Genomic DNA, 16,221 nt, shown 5'->3' with positions numbered 1-16,221 from the left:
TTGTGTTGTCGGGCAACGCCAACGTGAACGGTGAGCGTGTCGTCATGTTTATGTGTTTCTTCTCAATGGAAAACTGGACACGGGTTACGGGCAAAACGGACTGCTGCTTCGCTACCTTGCTTGATTTTACGTAGTAAACAAAAAAGTCCCCGCTCAAAAAACTTGAGAGGGGACTTCTTATGGCTATGGATTATCAGTAGAACCGGTCAATCACCCGAACTTCGTTCTGGCCCTGCAGCGAGTCCCAGGCCTGTTTCAGCGTTTGCAGGACATTACCGATGAAGTCCTTGTCGGCAGCGGCCTTCTTGCCAACATAGCCATGGCCGCGACGGTACATTTTCAGTCGGGCCAGCAGGTTCTGGTTGTTCTGGTCGAACTCCGCTTCATGGGCATGTGGCGACAGGCAGTCGATATGCACCTGGCCCGATTTGCTGATCCACAGGATATGGCTGTCGTGACTGTCTTTTTGCGCCGCGAACATGCGAGCCAGCTCTTCGATAGTCGGTTGATTGTTCAGATTCATGATAAAGCCCCCTTGACCATTTGGTGATCTTTCAAAGTTGATTCGCTAATACATGTAGCCCATCGGTTAGTTGATCCCTGGCACCGAAACCAGGACGTCAGCAGTCGTCCGCCGAAATCGACGGGGTCCCGCGTCTGTTGCATGTAGTCGTGTTGAATAACTGCTACGCAATAGCGTCACAACGAAGAGAAGCGGCGATAACCTTTGGCCCCAGCCGACGTTTTCAGGGTCGGCCACAAGCATCATGAGGATGGATCGCCAGCGCTTCTCGCCCTTGTACTGGACGTTCAGGCCAGGTCAGCTTCTTCAATCTGCCTTGTGGGCAGCGTGTATCCGGAAAAAACAGCTCGGCGGTCAGACGAGCTTGCTCAAGCGTGTTACCAGTACTCCCGATCGGGGAGATGTCTGCATCATGCAAGGGCAAATCGAAGGCGTCAACGGTTTTGTAGTGAATATTTTTAGTCACTACATATTGTCTGACAAAGCCGATTTGGAATTAGGCAGGAGGTCTTTCTCTCCCCCCGTGTAGGAGCGAGCATGCTCGCGATGGAGGTCAACGATGACGCGGGGAGCCTGACACCCCGCAGTGCCCTGAGGTTTTTCGCGAGCATGCTCGCTCCTACAGGGACAGGGCTTACGCTTTCTCAAAACAGTAAACAGTGCACGGCAACCCCTGGATGTACAGTTGATGAGCGCTGAACCGGTTTTGCGTCGCCTCAGGAATCACCGCCGCCCAGAACAGCCGTGCCGGCTGGTTCGCCTCGACATGGAAAATTTGCCATCGACCGGGGAGTCGGTTCAACAGGGTGGACACGACAAACCTGGCGACGCCCTGGCCACGAAAGCCCCGACTGACGAACAGATAACCGATGTTGTAGCGGGCATCGGGCACGTGGATTTCGTCATCCACGGTGACGAACCCGGCCAACTCCCCATCGACCCGGATCAGAAATGCCTGGGTCGCGGGTTTTCGCCAGTAGTCCGAGAGGGGCAGGATATTGAAGAAGCCATGCTCACCCAGCTTCAGCGGCACCCACTCGCTGAAATCATAGGTGTAGAACTGCATCAGGTTTTCAATGGTCTGCAGTTCGTCGCGTTGGGCCGCGTGCAGTTCAATCGAGATCATCTGAAAGGTTCCCGCCGATGGCTGTGCATGACAGGTCATTATGGCCGAAGAAGCTGATTGACCACGTTGAACGTCTGCGAGCCGCCACACACCTGCATCACTGCAAGCGTCTTGCCCTGGGTGGGGCGAACGGCACCGAGTTCCAGGGGAACCCAGTCGATCTGCGCCTTGAACAAGGCCGACATCGCGCCATGGCGTTCCGGCGAACACCCGACCTGGCCTTTGGACCACTGCAACAGTTCGCGCAGCTCCTGGACTTTGGGGTGGGCGGCAGGAGCATCGTCGGGCAGCCGCAAACTGGACGGATTGAAGATGCGCGTCTCTGCGCCGAAATGCTCCAGCAGGCGCGCGGCTTCTTCGACCAGCAGGCGGCTGAACGAGCGTTCGCGGGTCGAGCCGTACAACAGCAGGATGTGTGGATACCAACCTTGAAGTAGTAGCCCCAGGTGATGCGCATGTCCTTGCGTTCGAGCACGTGCAGCCAGAGGAGGGTGGCGAGACTGCCGATGGGGGTGATCTTCGGGCCGAGGTCACAGCCGATGATGTTGGCGTAGATCATCGCCTTGCGAATCAGTCCGTCCGCGCCCAGGGGTTCAGCAACAGGCAGCATCGCGCACGGGACGCCCGTCCATGGCGGAACCATTGCACCCGGTTCATCCACCGCTGACTTTCCAATGCTTGACATCGTCAGCGAACATCATCTGCTTCATCTCATGGGCAATGCCATAGGCCAGGGATTCGTGTGCAGCGATGACTTTTTCTTCCGCCGAAAGGCAATGGAAAATGTCGAGCTTGGTCTCTGCCTCAGCCGTTTCGAGGGTGAAAATCTGCACGTAACGCGCAAGGTCGTTATCAAGGCTCGACAGGTATTCGCGCAGGCGCTGGTGGTCGACCGATTTCTGGCTGAAGTACCAGTTCATCGGGTGGATCAGGAAGCGTGAGTGAGGGGAGGTGATGCGCCGGCCTGCCGCCAGGAACATGATGATGCCCATGGATTCGATGTTACCCGCGTTGATTGCGCACAGCGGTACCGGCAGTGACTTCAGGAACGTATAGAGGGTGAATCCAAAGTTGGTGCTACCGCCGCTCGTAGACAGATTGAGGAGTAGGGAGGTGGCGCCTTCATCGATGGCTTCGAGGCAACAGTCCCGGAAGCGCTCAGTCGTTCCCTGATCGATCTGGCAATGAAAATGCACGATATGTTCAGTCATCGATAGACTACCTGGATGATGCCTGGAGGACTTCCACGCGTTATCAAGTCTAGTAAACATCGAGCGGTTGATCTTGAAACCCTCGCAGATTGCCGCTCTATCCGATGCTCGCCATCCATCGAATGAGCGCAATTCCAATTGAACCAAATGCCCGGATCCACTCGTCGCAAGTACGATAATTCGGTTCAAACTTTCTGTTTTGTGCGTCCTCCGACGTATACGGGCCCAAGCTCGTACCAACGATGCAGAGGTGAATGAAAATGGCCAATACAGGAAATAAAAATCCCGGCAGCGACTGGGACAAGACCAATGAAGCCGGTAAAAAAGGTGGTCAGGCTTCCGGCGGGCAACAATCGCGCGATAACGATCGCATGTCCGGAGGCGGGCAAGGCAATCGCGGAGGCGAATTTGCCGATGATAAGGAAAATATGACCAAGCCAGGCCAGAAAGGCGGCCAGGCTTCAGGCGGACAACAAGGCAACAGGGCAGACCAATCGTCCAGCACTGGGCAAGGAAGCGGACGCGGCGGTAATTTTGCCGATGATCGCGATAAGTCTGATATGGGACGCAAAGATGACGGGATGAGCGGAGGTGGAGGACGCAAACCCTGATGCTGTCTGAATCATCAAGCCCCGATTTTTTCGGGGCTTGATTTCGATAGGATTGAGATCAGTCGCAAGGACGCGCTAATTGATCTGCACAATCACCGGACCTTCCGTCACGATCGGCGGGTTCGCGTGGATATTCGATGCATTTTTCTGAATCCATTCGCGTGCAACTTTCAAGCTCGCATCGCTGCCGGCCTTGTCCGTGCAAACCGTCACTGAGGTCCCACCATCCCCGGTATTGAGCAGTGTGTAGCTGACGAGGCCAGGCACTGTCCGCAGGAGCGCTTCGACGTCGGTCTGGCGCTGTTCCAAAAGGTCGAAAAGCTGTTTGGCTCCTGCACCGAGGTAGGTTCTTATTACCGCATACATGATCGTCTCCTTTGGGAGTACCCAGGTTTCAATTCTCCCCGATTCATTAAGCTTAGCCACAGGCCGGTGGCAGGCGAGATGCTACGACCATCGGCGGCGTTCGCTCTCGCCATTCACTCTCACGCCTGATCCATCGCCTCAGCCACCCCCTGATCCTCTCCCAGGAAACCGCCACTTTGATGCTGCCACAGCCGCGCGTAGGTGCCGTTTTTTGCCAGCAATTGCGCATGGGTACCCTGTTCGATGATACGTCCCTCGTCCATGACAATGAGTCGATCCATGGCCGCAATCGTCGACAGCCGATGGGCGATGGCGATGACGGTCTTGCCCTGCATCATTTCATCGAGGCTTTCCTGGATGGCGACTTCAACTTCAGAATCCAGGGCACTCGTGGCCTCGTCCAACAACAGAATTGGCGCGTTCTTGAGCATCACCCGGGCGATGGCAATGCGTTGGCGCTGGCCGCCCGAGAGCTTGATGCCGCGCTCACCCACCAGGGTGTCATAGCCGCTATGGCCTTGCCGATCACTCAGTTGGCTGATGAAACCGTCGGCTTGGGCATTAATCGCGGCGCTGCGCACCTGGGCGTCGGTCGCGTCCGGGCGGCCGTAGGCGATGTTGTCGCGAATCGAGCGGTGCAGCAGGGACGTATCCTGGGTGACCATGCCGATAGCGGCCCGCAGACTGTCTTGTGTCACCTGAGCGATGTTTTGCCCGTCGATGCGAATCTCACCGCTGTCGACGTCATAGAAGCGCAGCAGCAGATTGATCAGCGTCGATTTGCCTGCGCCGGAACGGCCCACCAGGCCGATTTTTTCGCCTGGGTGGATAGTCAGGCTCAATCCGTCGAGCACCTGGCGTTCACCGTTGTAGTTGAAGCTCACGTTGTCAAAGGTCACCGCGCCGCCAGAGGGCACCAGTACGCCAGCGTTCGGCGCGTCCTGCACCTTGGGACCTCGGGTCAGGGTTGCCATGCCATCCTGCACGGTGCCGATGCTTTCGAACAGCGAAGCCATCTGCCACATGATCCAGTGCGACATGCCATTGATACGCAACGCCATGGCCGTAATTGCCGCCACCGCTCCCGCGCCGACCTCGCCCTGGTGCCAGAGCCACAGGGCATAGCCGCCAGCGGCCATGATCAACATCACCACCAGCGCCTGGTTGACGATCTCGAACTGGCTGACCAGGCGCATCTGGCGGAAGCCGGTTTGCTTGAAGTCCTCCATTGCCGCGCGCGCAAAATGCGCTTCACGATTGGAGTGCGAGAACAGTTTCACGGTGGTGATGTTGCTATAGGCATCTGAAATACGCCCCGTCATCGACGATCGCGCATGGGCCTGTTCCTGCCCGACTCGCCCCAGGCGCGGCACAAAGTACAGCATGGCCAGCCCGAACAACGCGACCCAGGCAATAAAAGGCAGCATGAGTTTCAGGGCGAAGCCGCCGGCCAGTGCGATGATCGCAATGAAATAAACGCCAATTCCGGGTGCGATTTCGATAAGGGTGAACAGGACTTCGCGCACGCCCAGTGCAGTCTGCATCACCTTGGTGGTGACCCGACCGGAGAACTCATCGGAAAAGAACGAAAGGCTTTGCCGCAGCATCAGTCGATGGAAGTCCCAGCGCAGCCGCAACGGCAGGTTGATGGCCAATATCTGGTGCTGCACCATGGTACGTAGCGCCACCAGCCCAATGCTGGTGACCAACACTGTCGCGATACCCCACAGCACAGAACTTTCCTGCCCGTTCGCATCGCCACCGGCCTGCCAGGTCGAGAGCAGGTCCACGACCTGCCCAAGAAAGGAAAATAACCAGGCTTCGTAGATCGACACACTGGCACTGAGCAGCGCCAACGCAAGGATATAACCGCGGGCGCCGCGCGTGCAGGCCCACAGGAACCGCATCAGGCCGACAGGCGGCGGCGGTGCTTCGTCGGGAGGGAATGGATCGAGCCTTCGTTCAAACACGCGAAGCATTGTGATCTCCGAAATGATCTGGGTAAGCGGATTTTGCCATTGAGTGGCTGCTTTGAGGGTTTGCGGGCAGGCGTCGTATCCGCCACCGCCAGGCTAACGGTGCCGAGGGATGCAGGGGGCCCGCGTCTAAAGCGCTCGGTTGAACTTTTACAGATGTAAGGCTGTGAAGGGTGTAAAGGAGTGTAAAAGGAGGGGGCCACAAACGGAACAATTCGTCCCGTTTTCCATCAAGCGGAGAGTGGCCTGTTCATTCCTGTCGTTTACAAACACTCAGAGGTTGAAATTTTGCTGGCGTAGGCGCCTGTGGCGCTGTTGTCGACCTGAGCCGATGGACTCACAGACATACGTGCGCCGGCAGACAGGTTGCCGTTGATCCGGGGGATATGGCACAGGGACGATGCCGCCCCCATGCTCATGCGCACATTGGCCACATCCGCAATGAAGGGCAACGGTTTTTTGTTAAAGGTGCTGCCCGTCGCCAGGTCAAGGACCAGTTCACCTGTCTTGCCCTCGATCTGGATGTCAGTGCCCATGCTGCCTGCCACCGTCAGCCTGGACGGATCGACGGCACAGGCAGGTGCCACGATTTTTACCCCTGCTTTTCCCGTCAGCCCCGTCAGTGGCGCGCTGGTATATAGCGTGATATCCAGGGTAGGGGAGACGACGCGAACATGTTTCGCTGCGTCATTCACCAGCAATAACGCCTTGTTGTCTGTCGTCACCTGAAGCTTGTTCAGCGTATCGGCAGAGCCTGAGACCATCATTGACGGCGTTGCAGCGCATTTGATCGACAGGTTCACTCCCTGCCGGACCTCAACACTGCTGAATGCGGTCAGCGCAAAGGTTTTTTCGGCGGCCAGTGCAGCGCAGCTGGTCGTGCTGGCCAGCAGCATAAGCATCAGCTTCATCGTGTCCATGTTGTTCATGCAACCTCCTTGTTTTACAGAAGTACCGAAAGGGAAATCCAAATCCCGGAAACGAAAAAGCCCTGAATAATCAGGGCTTTGTCATACATAAGATGGCGGAGGCGATGGGATTCGAACTCATGGACCTGTTACAGTCGACGGTTTTCAAGACCGTTGCCTTAAACCACTCGGCCACACCTCCGTTTGTGTTGCGGGCGCCATAATACCTGAATGAAACACACTGTCAAACTCTCTGCATAGCTTGTTACAGGGCGTCTGTTATGATCTTTGCGACTGAACGTTTCAAACCAACAGGAGTGTCGCCATGCGCGAACAGGATTACGCAGTGAACAACAGCGTGCAGGCTGAGCAGCTAGAGGTTAGTCGCGTCCTGCGCAACACATACGGCTTGCTGGCTCTGACGCTCGCCTTCAGTGGTGTGATGGCGTACGTTGCCCAGCAGATGCGTGTCGGCTACCCGAACATTTTCGTGGTGCTGATCGGCTTCTACGGCCTTTTCTTCCTCACCAACAAGCTTCGTGATTCCGCCTGGGGCCTGGTGTCGGCCTTTGCCCTGACCGGTTTCATGGGTTTCCTGCTCGGTCCGATCCTCAACCGTTACCTGGGCATGCAGGGCGGCGCCGAAGTGGTTAGCTCGGCCTTTGCCATGACCGCACTGGTATTCGGTGGCCTGTCGGCTTATGTGCTGATCTCGCGCAAGGACATGAGTTTCCTCAGTGGCTTCATCACGGCGGGTTTCTTCGTGTTGCTGGGTGCGGTGGTTGCGAGCTTCTTCTTCCAGATCAGCGGCCTGCAACTGGCGATCAGCGCGGGCTTCGTGCTGTTTTCCTCGGTCTGCATCCTGTTCCAGACCAGCGCCATCATCCACGGCGGCGAGCGTAACTACATCATGGCCACCATCAGCCTGTATGTATCGATCTACAACCTGTTCATCAGCTTGTTGCAGCTGTTTGGCATCATGAGCCGCGATGATTGATCGCCAGCCATGATTGAAAAAACCCGCTTCGGCGGGTTTTTTTTTGTTCTTGGCAAATGTACCGGCGGCTAGGCCATTGGCGGCAGGCGTCGCTTGACCGGGGTTTTCTTGACGATGGCGGTGTTGGTTTCGGCGTGAGTGTTGAGGCGGTCGAGCAGGGTGTCCAGTTGTTCCATCGAGCGTACATGCAGGCGGGCGATGAAGCAGTCGTCACCGGTGACCTTGTCGCATTCGGTGAACTCGGGAATCGCCATGATCTGCCGTTCCACTTCCTGCAACTGGCCGGGCAGCGGGCGAATGCGCACGATGGCCTGCAGCTGATAACCGAAGCATTTCGGGTCGATTTCCACGGTATAGCCCTTGAGCACACCGCGCTCTTCAAGACGCCGCAGGCGCTCGGCAACGCTGGGTGAGGACAGGCCGCTGATTTGCGCCAGGGCCTTGAGCGAACGTCGTGAGTCTTCCATCAAGGCGGTGATCAGCACCTGGTCGATGTCATCGGTCATGGCGAAAACCTCTATTAGGCAGTTTTGCGAAATCGCCTTCGCATAAAAGGCAGATTCGAAGTTTAGCCTGCTTTTTGCGCTGGAGCAGCCCCCGGTCGATTGGCATACTTTGCCCATCAACCACAGGAGTCTGATGATGGACAACTCAATACGTCGCGGCTCGTTCGAAATGACCGCCGCCATGCTGATCTCCGGGACCATCGGCTGGTTCGTGCTGGTGTCCGGGCAACCGGTGCTGGACGTGGTGTTCTGGCGCTGCCTGTTCGGGGCCGGTGCGCTGCTGCTGATTTGCGCGGCGTTCGGCTTTCTTCGCCCTGGCATCCTCACCCGTACCACCTTCCTGTTGGCGGTGCTCAGCGGTGTGGCGATCGTCGGCAACTGGGTGTTGTTGTTCGCCTCTTATTCCCGGGCTTCGATAGCCATCGGTACGGCGGTCTACAACGTCCAGCCGTTCATGCTGGTGGGGCTGGCGGCGGTGTTCCTCAACGAGAAAATCACCCTGCAGAAACTGGCATGGCTGGGCGTTTCGTTTCTCGGCATGCTGGCGATTGTCAGCGCACATGGCGGGGAGGGCGAGAGCGGTAACGAGTACCTGATAGGGATCGTCCTGGCCTTGGGCGCCGCGTTCCTCTATGCGATTGCCGCGTTGATCATCAAGCGCCTGACCGGTACGCCACCGCATCTGATTGCGTTGGTCCAGGTCAGCACCGGCGTATTGCTGCTTGCGCCATTCGCGCACTTTTCGGCCCTGCCGCAGGAACCGAGTGCCTGGGGCAGCCTCGTCACCTTGGGCATCGTGCACACTGGCGTGATGTACGTGCTGTTGTACGGCGCGATCCAGAAATTGCCGACGGCATTGACCGGCGCGCTGTCGTTCATCTACCCGATCGCGGCGATTTTCGTCGACTGGTTTGCCTTCGGCCATCGCCTGGAACCGCTGCAATGGATCGGGGTGGCCGCAATCCTGCTGGCCGCGGCCGGCATGCAGCAGGGCTGGAGCTTGAAATTGCGGCGCACCGTTACCTCGTAAGGCGTTTCAGATGTTCCAGCGCGGCGCCGTCCTGGCCAGTCGCTGGCGCATCTCGCCAATGTTGGCAAGCAGTTGCTCAGTCAACAAGCGGTAACCGTCCAGGGCGTTGTAGACCGGCACATCGAGCCTGACCATCGGTAGCGCCACGGGGCGCTCCAGCCGGTGGGGGACGCCGGACTTGAGCGCCCGGGCCATGGCAATCAGTTGCACGCGAATCAGTCGATGCTCTGCCTTCAAGGCCGACTGCAGGTCGCCGGCATCCGGTCGGGTATTGCCCAGTATCTCAAGGGTGCTGACACACAGGCGCAGTTGACGTTGAATGGCATCGAGTTCGGTCATGGAAATCTTCACTTCCTTGGACACCGATGGCATCAGGGAGCGCAGTTGCACCATCACGGTGTTCAGTCGCCCCATCAGCCTGAGGTGTTCGTCGCCAGTCACCGATTGGCCGGTGATGATACGACTGTAGACCGCCGCGCAATCACGCAGCGCATCTGCCAGGTTGTACCGCCAGGAATAGACCGCATAGAGCGGCAGGGCGAAGGAAAATGCCAGGGCCAGGGCAATGCCGATCAGGATATCCACCCCACGCCACAACCCGTCAGTGACCGGATTGTCACCATGCCCGGCGACGATGAATACGGTGATACCGGCCAGCAGCGCGGTGTATCCGCCTTTGCCGATGGCATGGTACGAGAAGAATCCGCACACCACCGCCATGGCGAAATAGGTCAGCCACGGCATGCCGAGCCAGGACTGTTGCACCACCAGGACCAGGCCGATAGCCGCCCCGACCAGGGTGCCGATGGCCCGTTCGGCGGCTTTCTTGCCGATGTTGCCATGGTGCTGCAAGCCGCCGATCACCACCAGCATCGTCACTGAGGCCCACTCGCCGTGGGGCAGGTGGATGCCGGTGGTCAGCAGGATCGTCGCCAGCAACCCGAGCGACACGCGCACGGCATGGATCATCCGCGCGTGGCGATAGCGCTGGTACGGGTCCAATAGCGGACGCAGTAACCGGCGCAGTAGCGGTGGCAGGCGAAGAGCCGTGGATGCGCTCAGGTCGGCTCTCCTCAGAAGATGTAGTCAGTGGTCAGGAAGCTTGAACTGCGGCCACTGATGATCTCGCTGATGAGATCCTTGTTGGTCTCCTGGAATTTGGTCGCCACCAGCGTGCGAATCGAAAACACCCGCAGGGCGTCGTGCACCGACAGCGTGCCCTCGGCGGAGTTTTTCCGGCCATTGAACGGGTAGGTGTCCGGGCCGCGCTGGCATTGGGCGTTGAGGTTGATGCGCCCGACCTGGTTGGCGAAGGTGTCGACCAGTCGACCGACCGCCACCGGGTTCGTGCCGAAGATACTCAGTTGCTGGCCGAAGTCCGATTCGAGGACGTAGTCGATCACCGTGTCCAGGTGACGATAGGGCACGATCGGCACCACCGGGCCGAACTGTTCTTCCTGGTAGACCCGCATCTGCGGCGTCACCGGGTACAACACGGCGGGGTAGAAGAACGATGCGCGCGCCTCGCCGCCATTGGGGTTGACCACTTTCGCGCCCTTGCCCACGGCATCGGCCACCAGCGAGTGCAGGTAATCGACCTTGCCCGATTCCGGCAAAGGTGTCAGCGCCACGCCACTGTCCCACGGCATGCCGGGTTTGAGCGTGGCCAGTCTGGCGTTGAATTTCTCGATGAAGGCCTCGACCACGTCTTCGTGGACAAACAGGATCTTCAGGGCGGTGCAGCGCTGGCCGTTGAATGACAGGGAGCCGGTGAGCGCTTCAGTCACCGCATTGTCCAGGTCCACTTCCGGCAGGACGATCCCGGGGTTTTTCGCGTCGAGTCCCAATGCCGCGCGCAAGCGGTGAGGGCGCGGGTGCAATTTCTTCAGGTCGCTGGCGGCCTTGTTGGTGCCGATGAAGGCAAAGATATCGATGTTACCGCTGGCCATCAGCGCACTGACCGTCTCACGCCCGCTGCCGTAGATCACGTTGATCACCCCGGCCGGGAAGCTGTCGCGGAAGGCCTCCAGCAACGGGCGAATCAGCAGCACGCCAAGCTTGGCCGGCTTGAACACTACGGTATTGCCCATGATCAGCGCCGGGATCAGCGTGGTGAAGGTTTCGTTCAGCGGGTAGTTGTAGGGCCCCATGCACAGCGCCACGCCCAGCGGTACGCGACGGATCTGACCGAGAGTGTCCTGCTCGAGTTCGAAGCGGCTGGAGCGGCGGTCGAGTTCCTTGAGGGCGTTGATGGTGTCGACGATGTAGTCGCAGGTACGGTCGAACTCTTTTTCCGAATCCTTGAGGTTCTTGCCGATTTCCCACATCAGTAGCTTCACCACCGCGTCGCGCTGTTCACGCATGCGCCCCAGGAAGGTCTCGACATGCTGGATGCGCTCGGCCACGCGCATGGTCGGCCACAAACCCTGGCCGCGGTCATAGGCACGCACGGCGGCGTCGAGGGCGGTCAAGGCGGTGGCGGCATCCAGCAACGGCGTGCTGCCGAGGATGACCTGTTCATCGCCGCCAGGGCCGCTCAGGTAAACCGGGCTGCGCACCTGGGCGAGTGGACCTGGCCAGGTTTTCAACACGCCATCGACCAGGTACTCGCGTTGTTCGGTCTGGCCGTCGAGACGGTATTTTTCCGGGATGCTGCCGGCGTCGGGAAACAGGTTGCCAAGAATCTGTGCGGTCGTCATGTCGCTACCCCGTGTGTAATGTCAGCCGTGCGCTTATGGCTAGCCGTTGAAGAATCCAGTTCAAGGGTTATACGCCTTGTTGATGAGTTTTTTTAACTGCAATCGAGCGCTGATGGGCAGAATAGAGGGGTGAAGGTGTGATTATTGTGCTTCAAGCGTAGACCGCAATCGGCGTTGGGGTGAAACGCGATCTTTTGACTTGGGAGCACACAATGGCTGGTGCCGAGGTTAAACTCCGCGCTCTTTCATAAGGAGTTCACATGAGTCACTACCAGCCGGGCATTCTTGCCACCCCTGTTCCGCCTCTCGCCCGTCACATGTTCTTCGCCCTGGAATCGGCCGCGGCGCTGCCGGCTGCGTTGGACAAGCTGACGCAACTGGTGGATGGCAAATCGGCGGTGGTCGGCTTCGGTGAGTCCCTGGTCAAGGCCCTCGGCGGGCATGTCGAAGGCTTGCGGGCGTTTCCAGCGCTGAGCGGTGTCGGCGTCGACAATCCGTCGACGCAACAGGCACTCTGGTGCTGGTTGCACGGTACCGACCGTGGCGAACTGCTTAACCGCAGCCACGCCTTCGAAGCAGCGTTGGCCCCGGCCCTGCGCCTGGTGCAAGTGACCGAGGGTTTCCGTCACCGTGACGGCCATGACCTGACCGGTTACGAAGACGGCACTGAAAACCCCCGTGACGAAGCCGCCGCGGCCGCCGCGCTGGTGGGTGAGGGCGCCGAAGGCATGGTGGGCGGCAGCTTCGCCGCGCTCCAGCAGTGGCAGCATGACCTCAAGGGCTTTCGCGCGATGGCGTCCCATGAGACGGATGACATCATGGGACGTCGCCTGAGCGATAACGAAGAACTCGACGACGCACCGATCTCGGCCCACGTCAAACGCACCGCCCAGGAGAGCTTTGCCCCTGAGGCGTTCGTGGTTCGCCGCTCGATGCCATGGATCGAAGGCGAGCGAGCCGGGTTGATGTTCCTGGCCTTCGGTTTTTCCCTCGACGCCTTCGAAGTCCAGCTGCGCCGCATGAGCGGCCTGGAAGACGGAATCACTGACGGCTTGTACCGCATCAGCCGGCCGATCACCGGCGGCTACTACTGGTGCCCGCCGCTGAAGGATGGTCGTTTGGATCTGCGGGCCATGCGCATCGGCTGAGTAAAAGCAAAAGATCGCAGCCTTCGGCAGCTCCTACAGGTGGAACGCATAAACCTGTAGGAGCTGCCGAAGGCTGCGATCTTTTGATCTCCATCTAACCTTATGCCCAAACAGTATTTCTCAGCCATTCCTTAGAACTCTAAGATCACGTCATAACTCGTTATGACAAGTGATCTTCATGACCGATAACGTTCTATCGCTTAGTAGCGTTCCGCTGCACACCCAACTGCGCGATGTGTTGCGTGCGCGCATCCTCGACGGTGAATACCCGCAAGACAGCCAGATGCCTTCCGAAAGCGAGCTCGGTGCGCTGTTCAAGGTCAGTCGCATCACGGTGCGCCAGGCTCTCGGCGATCTGCAGAAGGAAGGGTTGATCTTCAAAATCCACGGCAAGGGTACCTTCGTCGCCAAGCCGAAAACCTTCCAGAACGTCAGCACCTTGCAAGGCCTGGCCGAGTCCATGACCGGTCGCGGATATGAGGTGATCAACCGCCTGCGCAGCTTCAAGTTCATCGCTGCCGACAAGCTGGTCGCCGATCGCTTGCAGGTCGCCGAAGGGGAGACCGTGGCGCAGATCAAGCGGGTTCGCCTGATCAACCGCGAACCGATTTCGCTGGAAATCACTTACCTGCCCAAAGCCCTTGGCGAGCGCCTGGAGAAGGCCGATCTGGTAACCCGCGACATTTTCCTGATCCTGGAAAACGACTGCGGACTGGCCCTCGGCCACGCCGACCTGGCCATCGACGCAGTACTGGCCGACAGCGACTTGACCCAGGCGCTGAACGTCGAGGCCGGCTCGCCGATCATGCGCATCGAGCGCCTGACCCACGACGCCGAAGGCCGCCCAGTGGACTTCGAACACCTTTACTACCGTGGCGATGCCTTCCAGTACCGCCTGCGGATCGACCGGCAAAAAGGGGCGCAGGCATGACCCGAACGACTCTCGAGCAGGAATACGACATCGTGGTGATCGGCGGCGGCACGGCCGGGCCGATGGCGGCGATCAAGGCCAAGGAACGCAACCGCGATTTGCGGGTATTGTTGATCGACAAGGCCAACGTCAAGCGCAGCGGCGCGATCAGCATGGGCATGGACGGCCTCAACAACGCGATCATTCCCGGCCACTCCACGCCGGAGCAGTACACCAAGGAAATCACCATCGCCAACGACGGCATCGTCAATCAGGCCGCGGTGTATGCCTACGCGACCCACAGCTTCGAGACTATCGAACAGCTAGACCGCTGGGGCGTGAAGTTCGAGAAAGACGAGACCGGCGACTACGCGGTGAAAAAGGTCCACCACATGGGCGCCTACGTGCTGCCGATGCCGGAAGGCCACGACATCAAGAAAGTCCTGTATCGCCAGTTGAAGCGGGCGCGGGTCAGCATTACCAATCGCTTGGTCTGCACCCGTTTGCTCAAGGACGAAGAGGGCGCGGTCAACGGCGTGATGGGCTTCGATTGCCGCACGGCCGACTTCCATGTGATCAAGGCCAAGGCCGTGATCCTCGCCTGCGGTGCCGCCGGACGCCTGGGCCTGCCGGCTTCGGGTTACCTGATGGGCACCTACGAAAACCCGACCAATGCCGGCGACGGTTACGCCATGGCCTACCACGCCGGAGCCGAACTGGCGAACCTGGAATGCTTCCAGATCAACCCGCTGATCAAGGACTACAACGGCCCGGCCTGCGCCTACGTCACCGGTCCCTTGGGTGGCTACACCGCCAACAACAAGGGCGAGCGCTTCATCGAGTGCGACTACTGGAGCGGCCAGATGATGTGGGAGTTCCATCAGGAGCTCGAAAGTGGCAACGGCCCGGTGTTCCTCAAGCTCGATCACCTGGCCGAAGAAACCATCCAGAACATCGAAGAGATCCTGCACAGCAACGAGCGCCCGAGTCGCGGTCAGTTCCACGCCAATCGCGGTACCGATTACCGCACGCAAATGGTCGAGATGCACATCTCCGAGATCGGTTTTTGCAGCGGACATTCGGCGTCGGGCGTGTGGGTCAACGAGAAGGCCGAGACCTCGGTCAAGGGCCTGTATTCGGCCGGTGACATGGCCGCGGTGCCGCACAACTACATGCTCGGTGCGTTCACCTATGGCTGGTTTGCCGGCACCAACGCGGCGGACTTTGTCGCCGGACGCGAGTTTTCCGCGCTCGATGCCGAGCAGGTCGCAATTGAAAAGCAGCGAGTCTACGCACCCCTTGATCGCGAACACGGCCTGCCACCGGCCCAGGTCGAGTACAAGCTGCGCCGCTTCGTCAACGACTACCTGCAGCCGCCGAAAGTGACCAGGAAGATGCAGATCGGCCTGCAACGCTTCAGCGACATCCAGCGTGACCTGGATCAGATCAAGGCCCACAACGCCCACGAACTGATGCGCGCCATGGAAGTCAGCATGATCCGCGACTGCGCCGAAATGGCTGCCCGTGCTTCATTGTTCCGCGCCGAAAGTCGCTGGGGGCTTTACCACTATCGGGTCGACCACCCGCAACGCAACGACAGCGACTGGTTCTGCCATTGCCACTTGAAGAAGGGCGAAAACGGCGTGATGACCAGTTTCAAGAAAGCCATCGAACCTTACATCATCCCACTGGACGCCGATGAAATGCAGGCCTACGACCGGTTGCGGGTCGGTGCCGACGCGGCTTGAGCATGACACTAGAGAGAAACCGTGAAATGGCCTACCAACCCCAGGAAATATTCTTTCGCTCCAATGCTCCGGTCACCGTCGACGAGGACCTTTGCATCGCCCACAAGGGCTGCACGGTGTGCGTCGACGTCTGCCCGATGGACTTGCTGGCGATCAACCCGGCCACGCAAAAGGCCTACATGGCCTTCGATGAATGCTGGTACTGCATGCCGTGCGAAAAGGACTGCCCGACTGGCGCCGTGAAAGTGGATATCCCTTATTTGTTGCGTTGAAGCACAGCCCAAATGTGGGAGCGAGCCTGCTCGCGAAGAGGTCGGCACAGCTGGCATCTTTGTGGACTGACAGGACGCTTTCGCGAGCAGGCTCGCTCCCACAATGGAGCGAGTGCAGACAATAAAATGCTACCCGGAAACCACCGGACGCTTGCTTCAAGACACCCCTCGTTTCCCACCACGCCCTGAT

The 16,221-nt window shown here is 59.0% G+C and carries 16 protein-coding genes, 1 tRNA gene and 2 pseudogenes; 7 read left to right on the top strand and 12 right to left on the bottom strand.

From position 1 onward, the window contains the following. Positions 1-193: 193 nt before the first annotated feature. The 5 genes and pseudogenes from PSUM_RS06775 to PSUM_RS06750 all read right to left on the bottom strand — a co-directional run bounded on the left by PSUM_RS06775 (position 194) and on the right by PSUM_RS06750 (position 2,860). Entirely contained in the window at positions 194-523 is a 330-nt protein-coding gene (locus PSUM_RS06775) for a hypothetical protein (protein WP_020800065.1), read from the bottom strand. Positions 524-1,157: 634 nt separating this feature from the next. Further along, on the bottom strand, positions 1,158-1,649 hold the full coding sequence (locus PSUM_RS06765; protein ID WP_020800064.1) for a GNAT family N-acetyltransferase: 492 nt from the start codon (positions 1,647-1,649) through the stop codon (positions 1,158-1,160). Between the two features lie 50 nt (positions 1,650-1,699). After that, positions 1,700-2,095: pseudogene (locus tag PSUM_RS06760) on the bottom strand (NAD(P)H-dependent oxidoreductase); the annotation flags it as partial. Continuing rightward, positions 2,071-2,226: pseudogene (locus PSUM_RS06755) on the bottom strand (ArsB/NhaD family transporter); the annotation flags it as partial. The pseudogenes PSUM_RS06755 and PSUM_RS06760, both read right to left, overlap by 25 nt. A gap of 76 nt (positions 2,227-2,302) precedes the next feature. After that, the gene (locus PSUM_RS06750; protein WP_020800062.1) at positions 2,303-2,860 is read right to left on the bottom strand and encodes an ATP-dependent Clp protease proteolytic subunit; all 558 of its coding nucleotides are present in this window, start codon (positions 2,858-2,860) and stop codon (positions 2,303-2,305) included. A gap of 260 nt (positions 2,861-3,120) precedes the next feature. On the opposite strand from PSUM_RS06750, the gene PSUM_RS06745 reads away from it, so the two are divergent. Further along, complete coding sequence (locus PSUM_RS06745) at positions 3,121-3,471, top strand: hypothetical protein (protein ID WP_020800061.1); 351 nt, start codon at positions 3,121-3,123, stop codon at positions 3,469-3,471. 75 nt (positions 3,472-3,546) lie between these two features. On the opposite strand, the gene PSUM_RS06740 is transcribed toward PSUM_RS06745, so the two are convergent. The 4 genes from PSUM_RS06740 to PSUM_RS06725 form a co-directional block, all read right to left on the bottom strand. Then, positions 3,547-3,837 carry a hypothetical protein gene (locus PSUM_RS06740; RefSeq protein WP_020800060.1) on the bottom strand — a complete coding sequence of 97 codons (291 nt, stop codon included), beginning with the start codon at positions 3,835-3,837 and terminating at the stop codon, positions 3,547-3,549. Between the two features lie 119 nt (positions 3,838-3,956). Next, positions 3,957-5,816 carry an ABC transporter ATP-binding protein gene (locus tag PSUM_RS06735; protein ID WP_020800059.1) on the bottom strand — a complete coding sequence of 620 codons (1,860 nt, stop codon included), beginning with the start codon at positions 5,814-5,816 and terminating at the stop codon, positions 3,957-3,959. Between the two features lie 260 nt (positions 5,817-6,076). Next, entirely contained in the window at positions 6,077-6,742 is a 666-nt protein-coding gene (locus PSUM_RS06730) for a GIN domain-containing protein (RefSeq protein WP_083349246.1), read from the bottom strand. 93 nt (positions 6,743-6,835) lie between these two features. Then, positions 6,836-6,923: transfer RNA gene (locus PSUM_RS06725), tRNA-Ser, on the bottom strand. Between the two features lie 123 nt (positions 6,924-7,046). Here PSUM_RS06725 and PSUM_RS06720 point away from each other — a divergent pair. Then, the gene (locus tag PSUM_RS06720) at positions 7,047-7,718 is read left to right on the top strand and encodes a Bax inhibitor-1/YccA family protein (protein WP_008060078.1); all 672 of its coding nucleotides are present in this window, start codon (positions 7,047-7,049) and stop codon (positions 7,716-7,718) included. Positions 7,719-7,786: 68 nt separating this feature from the next. On the opposite strand, the gene PSUM_RS06715 is transcribed toward PSUM_RS06720, so the two are convergent. Next, positions 7,787-8,224: an Lrp/AsnC family transcriptional regulator gene (locus PSUM_RS06715; protein ID WP_007987480.1), complete on the bottom strand. Its 438-nt coding sequence runs from the start codon at positions 8,222-8,224 to the stop codon at positions 7,787-7,789. 136 nt (positions 8,225-8,360) lie between these two features. Here PSUM_RS06715 and PSUM_RS06710 point away from each other — a divergent pair, with 136 nt between their 5' ends. Next, positions 8,361-9,254, top strand: a complete 894-nt coding sequence (locus PSUM_RS06710; RefSeq protein WP_033045090.1) for a DMT family transporter — start codon at positions 8,361-8,363, stop codon at positions 9,252-9,254. Positions 9,255-9,260: 6 nt separating this feature from the next. Here the strand turns inward: PSUM_RS06710 and PSUM_RS06705 are convergent, their stop codons facing one another. Both PSUM_RS06705 and PSUM_RS06700 read right to left on the bottom strand, forming a co-directional pair. Continuing rightward, the gene (locus PSUM_RS06705) at positions 9,261-10,223 is read right to left on the bottom strand and encodes an FUSC family protein (RefSeq protein WP_052024714.1); all 963 of its coding nucleotides are present in this window, start codon (positions 10,221-10,223) and stop codon (positions 9,261-9,263) included. 104 nt (positions 10,224-10,327) lie between these two features. Continuing rightward, the gene (locus tag PSUM_RS06700; RefSeq protein ID WP_020799171.1) at positions 10,328-11,953 is read right to left on the bottom strand and encodes an NADP-dependent glyceraldehyde-3-phosphate dehydrogenase; all 1,626 of its coding nucleotides are present in this window, start codon (positions 11,951-11,953) and stop codon (positions 10,328-10,330) included. Positions 11,954-12,213: 260 nt separating this feature from the next. Between PSUM_RS06700 and PSUM_RS06695 the strand changes: the two genes are divergently transcribed. The 4 genes from PSUM_RS06695 to PSUM_RS06680 all read left to right on the top strand — a co-directional run bounded on the left by PSUM_RS06695 (position 12,214) and on the right by PSUM_RS06680 (position 16,031). Next, positions 12,214-13,101, top strand: coding sequence for a Dyp-type peroxidase (locus tag PSUM_RS06695; protein WP_033042825.1), 888 nt, complete (start codon positions 12,214-12,216; stop codon positions 13,099-13,101). Positions 13,102-13,279: 178 nt separating this feature from the next. Next, a complete protein-coding gene (locus PSUM_RS06690; RefSeq protein WP_033042528.1) occupies positions 13,280-14,032 on the top strand; it encodes a GntR family transcriptional regulator in 753 nt (250 codons plus the stop codon). Further along, complete coding sequence (locus tag PSUM_RS06685; RefSeq protein ID WP_020799174.1) at positions 14,029-15,759, top strand: fumarate reductase/succinate dehydrogenase flavoprotein subunit; 1,731 nt, start codon at positions 14,029-14,031, stop codon at positions 15,757-15,759. Before PSUM_RS06690 ends, PSUM_RS06685 begins: the two co-directional genes overlap by 4 nt. A 26-nt stretch (positions 15,760-15,785) precedes the next feature. Continuing rightward, positions 15,786-16,031, top strand: a complete 246-nt coding sequence (locus PSUM_RS06680; protein ID WP_008060065.1) for a 4Fe-4S dicluster domain-containing protein — start codon at positions 15,786-15,788, stop codon at positions 16,029-16,031. Positions 16,032-16,221: the final 190 nt, after the last annotated feature.

This window comes from Pseudomonas umsongensis (assembly GCF_002236105.1).
GTDB classification, from domain to species: domain Bacteria; phylum Pseudomonadota; class Gammaproteobacteria; order Pseudomonadales; family Pseudomonadaceae; genus Aquipseudomonas; species Aquipseudomonas umsongensis.
Note: the sequence above shows the minus strand (reverse complement) of the source record. Positions and strands in the feature narration are given on the sequence as shown.

Bases quoted from the DNA above. Each gene is read 5' to 3' on its own strand.
- PSUM_RS06740 (WP_020800060.1), bottom strand. From the start codon at position 3,837: ATGTATGCGGTAATAAGAACCTACCTCGGTGCAGGAGCCAAACAGCTT.
- PSUM_RS06735 (WP_020800059.1), bottom strand. From the start codon at position 5,816: ATGCTTCGCGTGTTTGAACGAAGGCTCGATCCATTCCCTCCCGACGAA.
- PSUM_RS06680 (WP_008060065.1), top strand. From the start codon at position 15,786: ATGGCCTACCAACCCCAGGAAATATTCTTTCGCTCCAATGCTCCGGTC.
- PSUM_RS06745 (WP_020800061.1), top strand. From the start codon at position 3,121: ATGGCCAATACAGGAAATAAAAATCCCGGCAGCGACTGGGACAAGACC.
- PSUM_RS06750 (WP_020800062.1), bottom strand. From the start codon at position 2,860: ATGACTGAACATATCGTGCATTTTCATTGCCAGATCGATCAGGGAACG.
- PSUM_RS06720 (WP_008060078.1), top strand. From the start codon at position 7,047: ATGCGCGAACAGGATTACGCAGTGAACAACAGCGTGCAGGCTGAGCAG.
- PSUM_RS06775 (WP_020800065.1), bottom strand. From the start codon at position 523: ATGAATCTGAACAATCAACCGACTATCGAAGAGCTGGCTCGCATGTTC.
- PSUM_RS06695 (WP_033042825.1), top strand. From the start codon at position 12,214: ATGAGTCACTACCAGCCGGGCATTCTTGCCACCCCTGTTCCGCCTCTC.
- PSUM_RS06710 (WP_033045090.1), top strand. From the start codon at position 8,361: ATGGACAACTCAATACGTCGCGGCTCGTTCGAAATGACCGCCGCCATG.
- PSUM_RS06730 (WP_083349246.1), bottom strand. From the start codon at position 6,742: ATGAACAACATGGACACGATGAAGCTGATGCTTATGCTGCTGGCCAGC.
- PSUM_RS06765 (WP_020800064.1), bottom strand. From the start codon at position 1,649: ATGATCTCGATTGAACTGCACGCGGCCCAACGCGACGAACTGCAGACC.
- PSUM_RS06690 (WP_033042528.1), top strand. From the start codon at position 13,280: ATGACCGATAACGTTCTATCGCTTAGTAGCGTTCCGCTGCACACCCAA.
- PSUM_RS06685 (WP_020799174.1), top strand. From the start codon at position 14,029: ATGACCCGAACGACTCTCGAGCAGGAATACGACATCGTGGTGATCGGC.
- PSUM_RS06700 (WP_020799171.1), bottom strand. From the start codon at position 11,953: ATGACGACCGCACAGATTCTTGGCAACCTGTTTCCCGACGCCGGCAGC.
- PSUM_RS06705 (WP_052024714.1), bottom strand. From the start codon at position 10,223: ATGATCCATGCCGTGCGCGTGTCGCTCGGGTTGCTGGCGACGATCCTG.
- PSUM_RS06715 (WP_007987480.1), bottom strand. From the start codon at position 8,224: ATGACCGATGACATCGACCAGGTGCTGATCACCGCCTTGATGGAAGAC.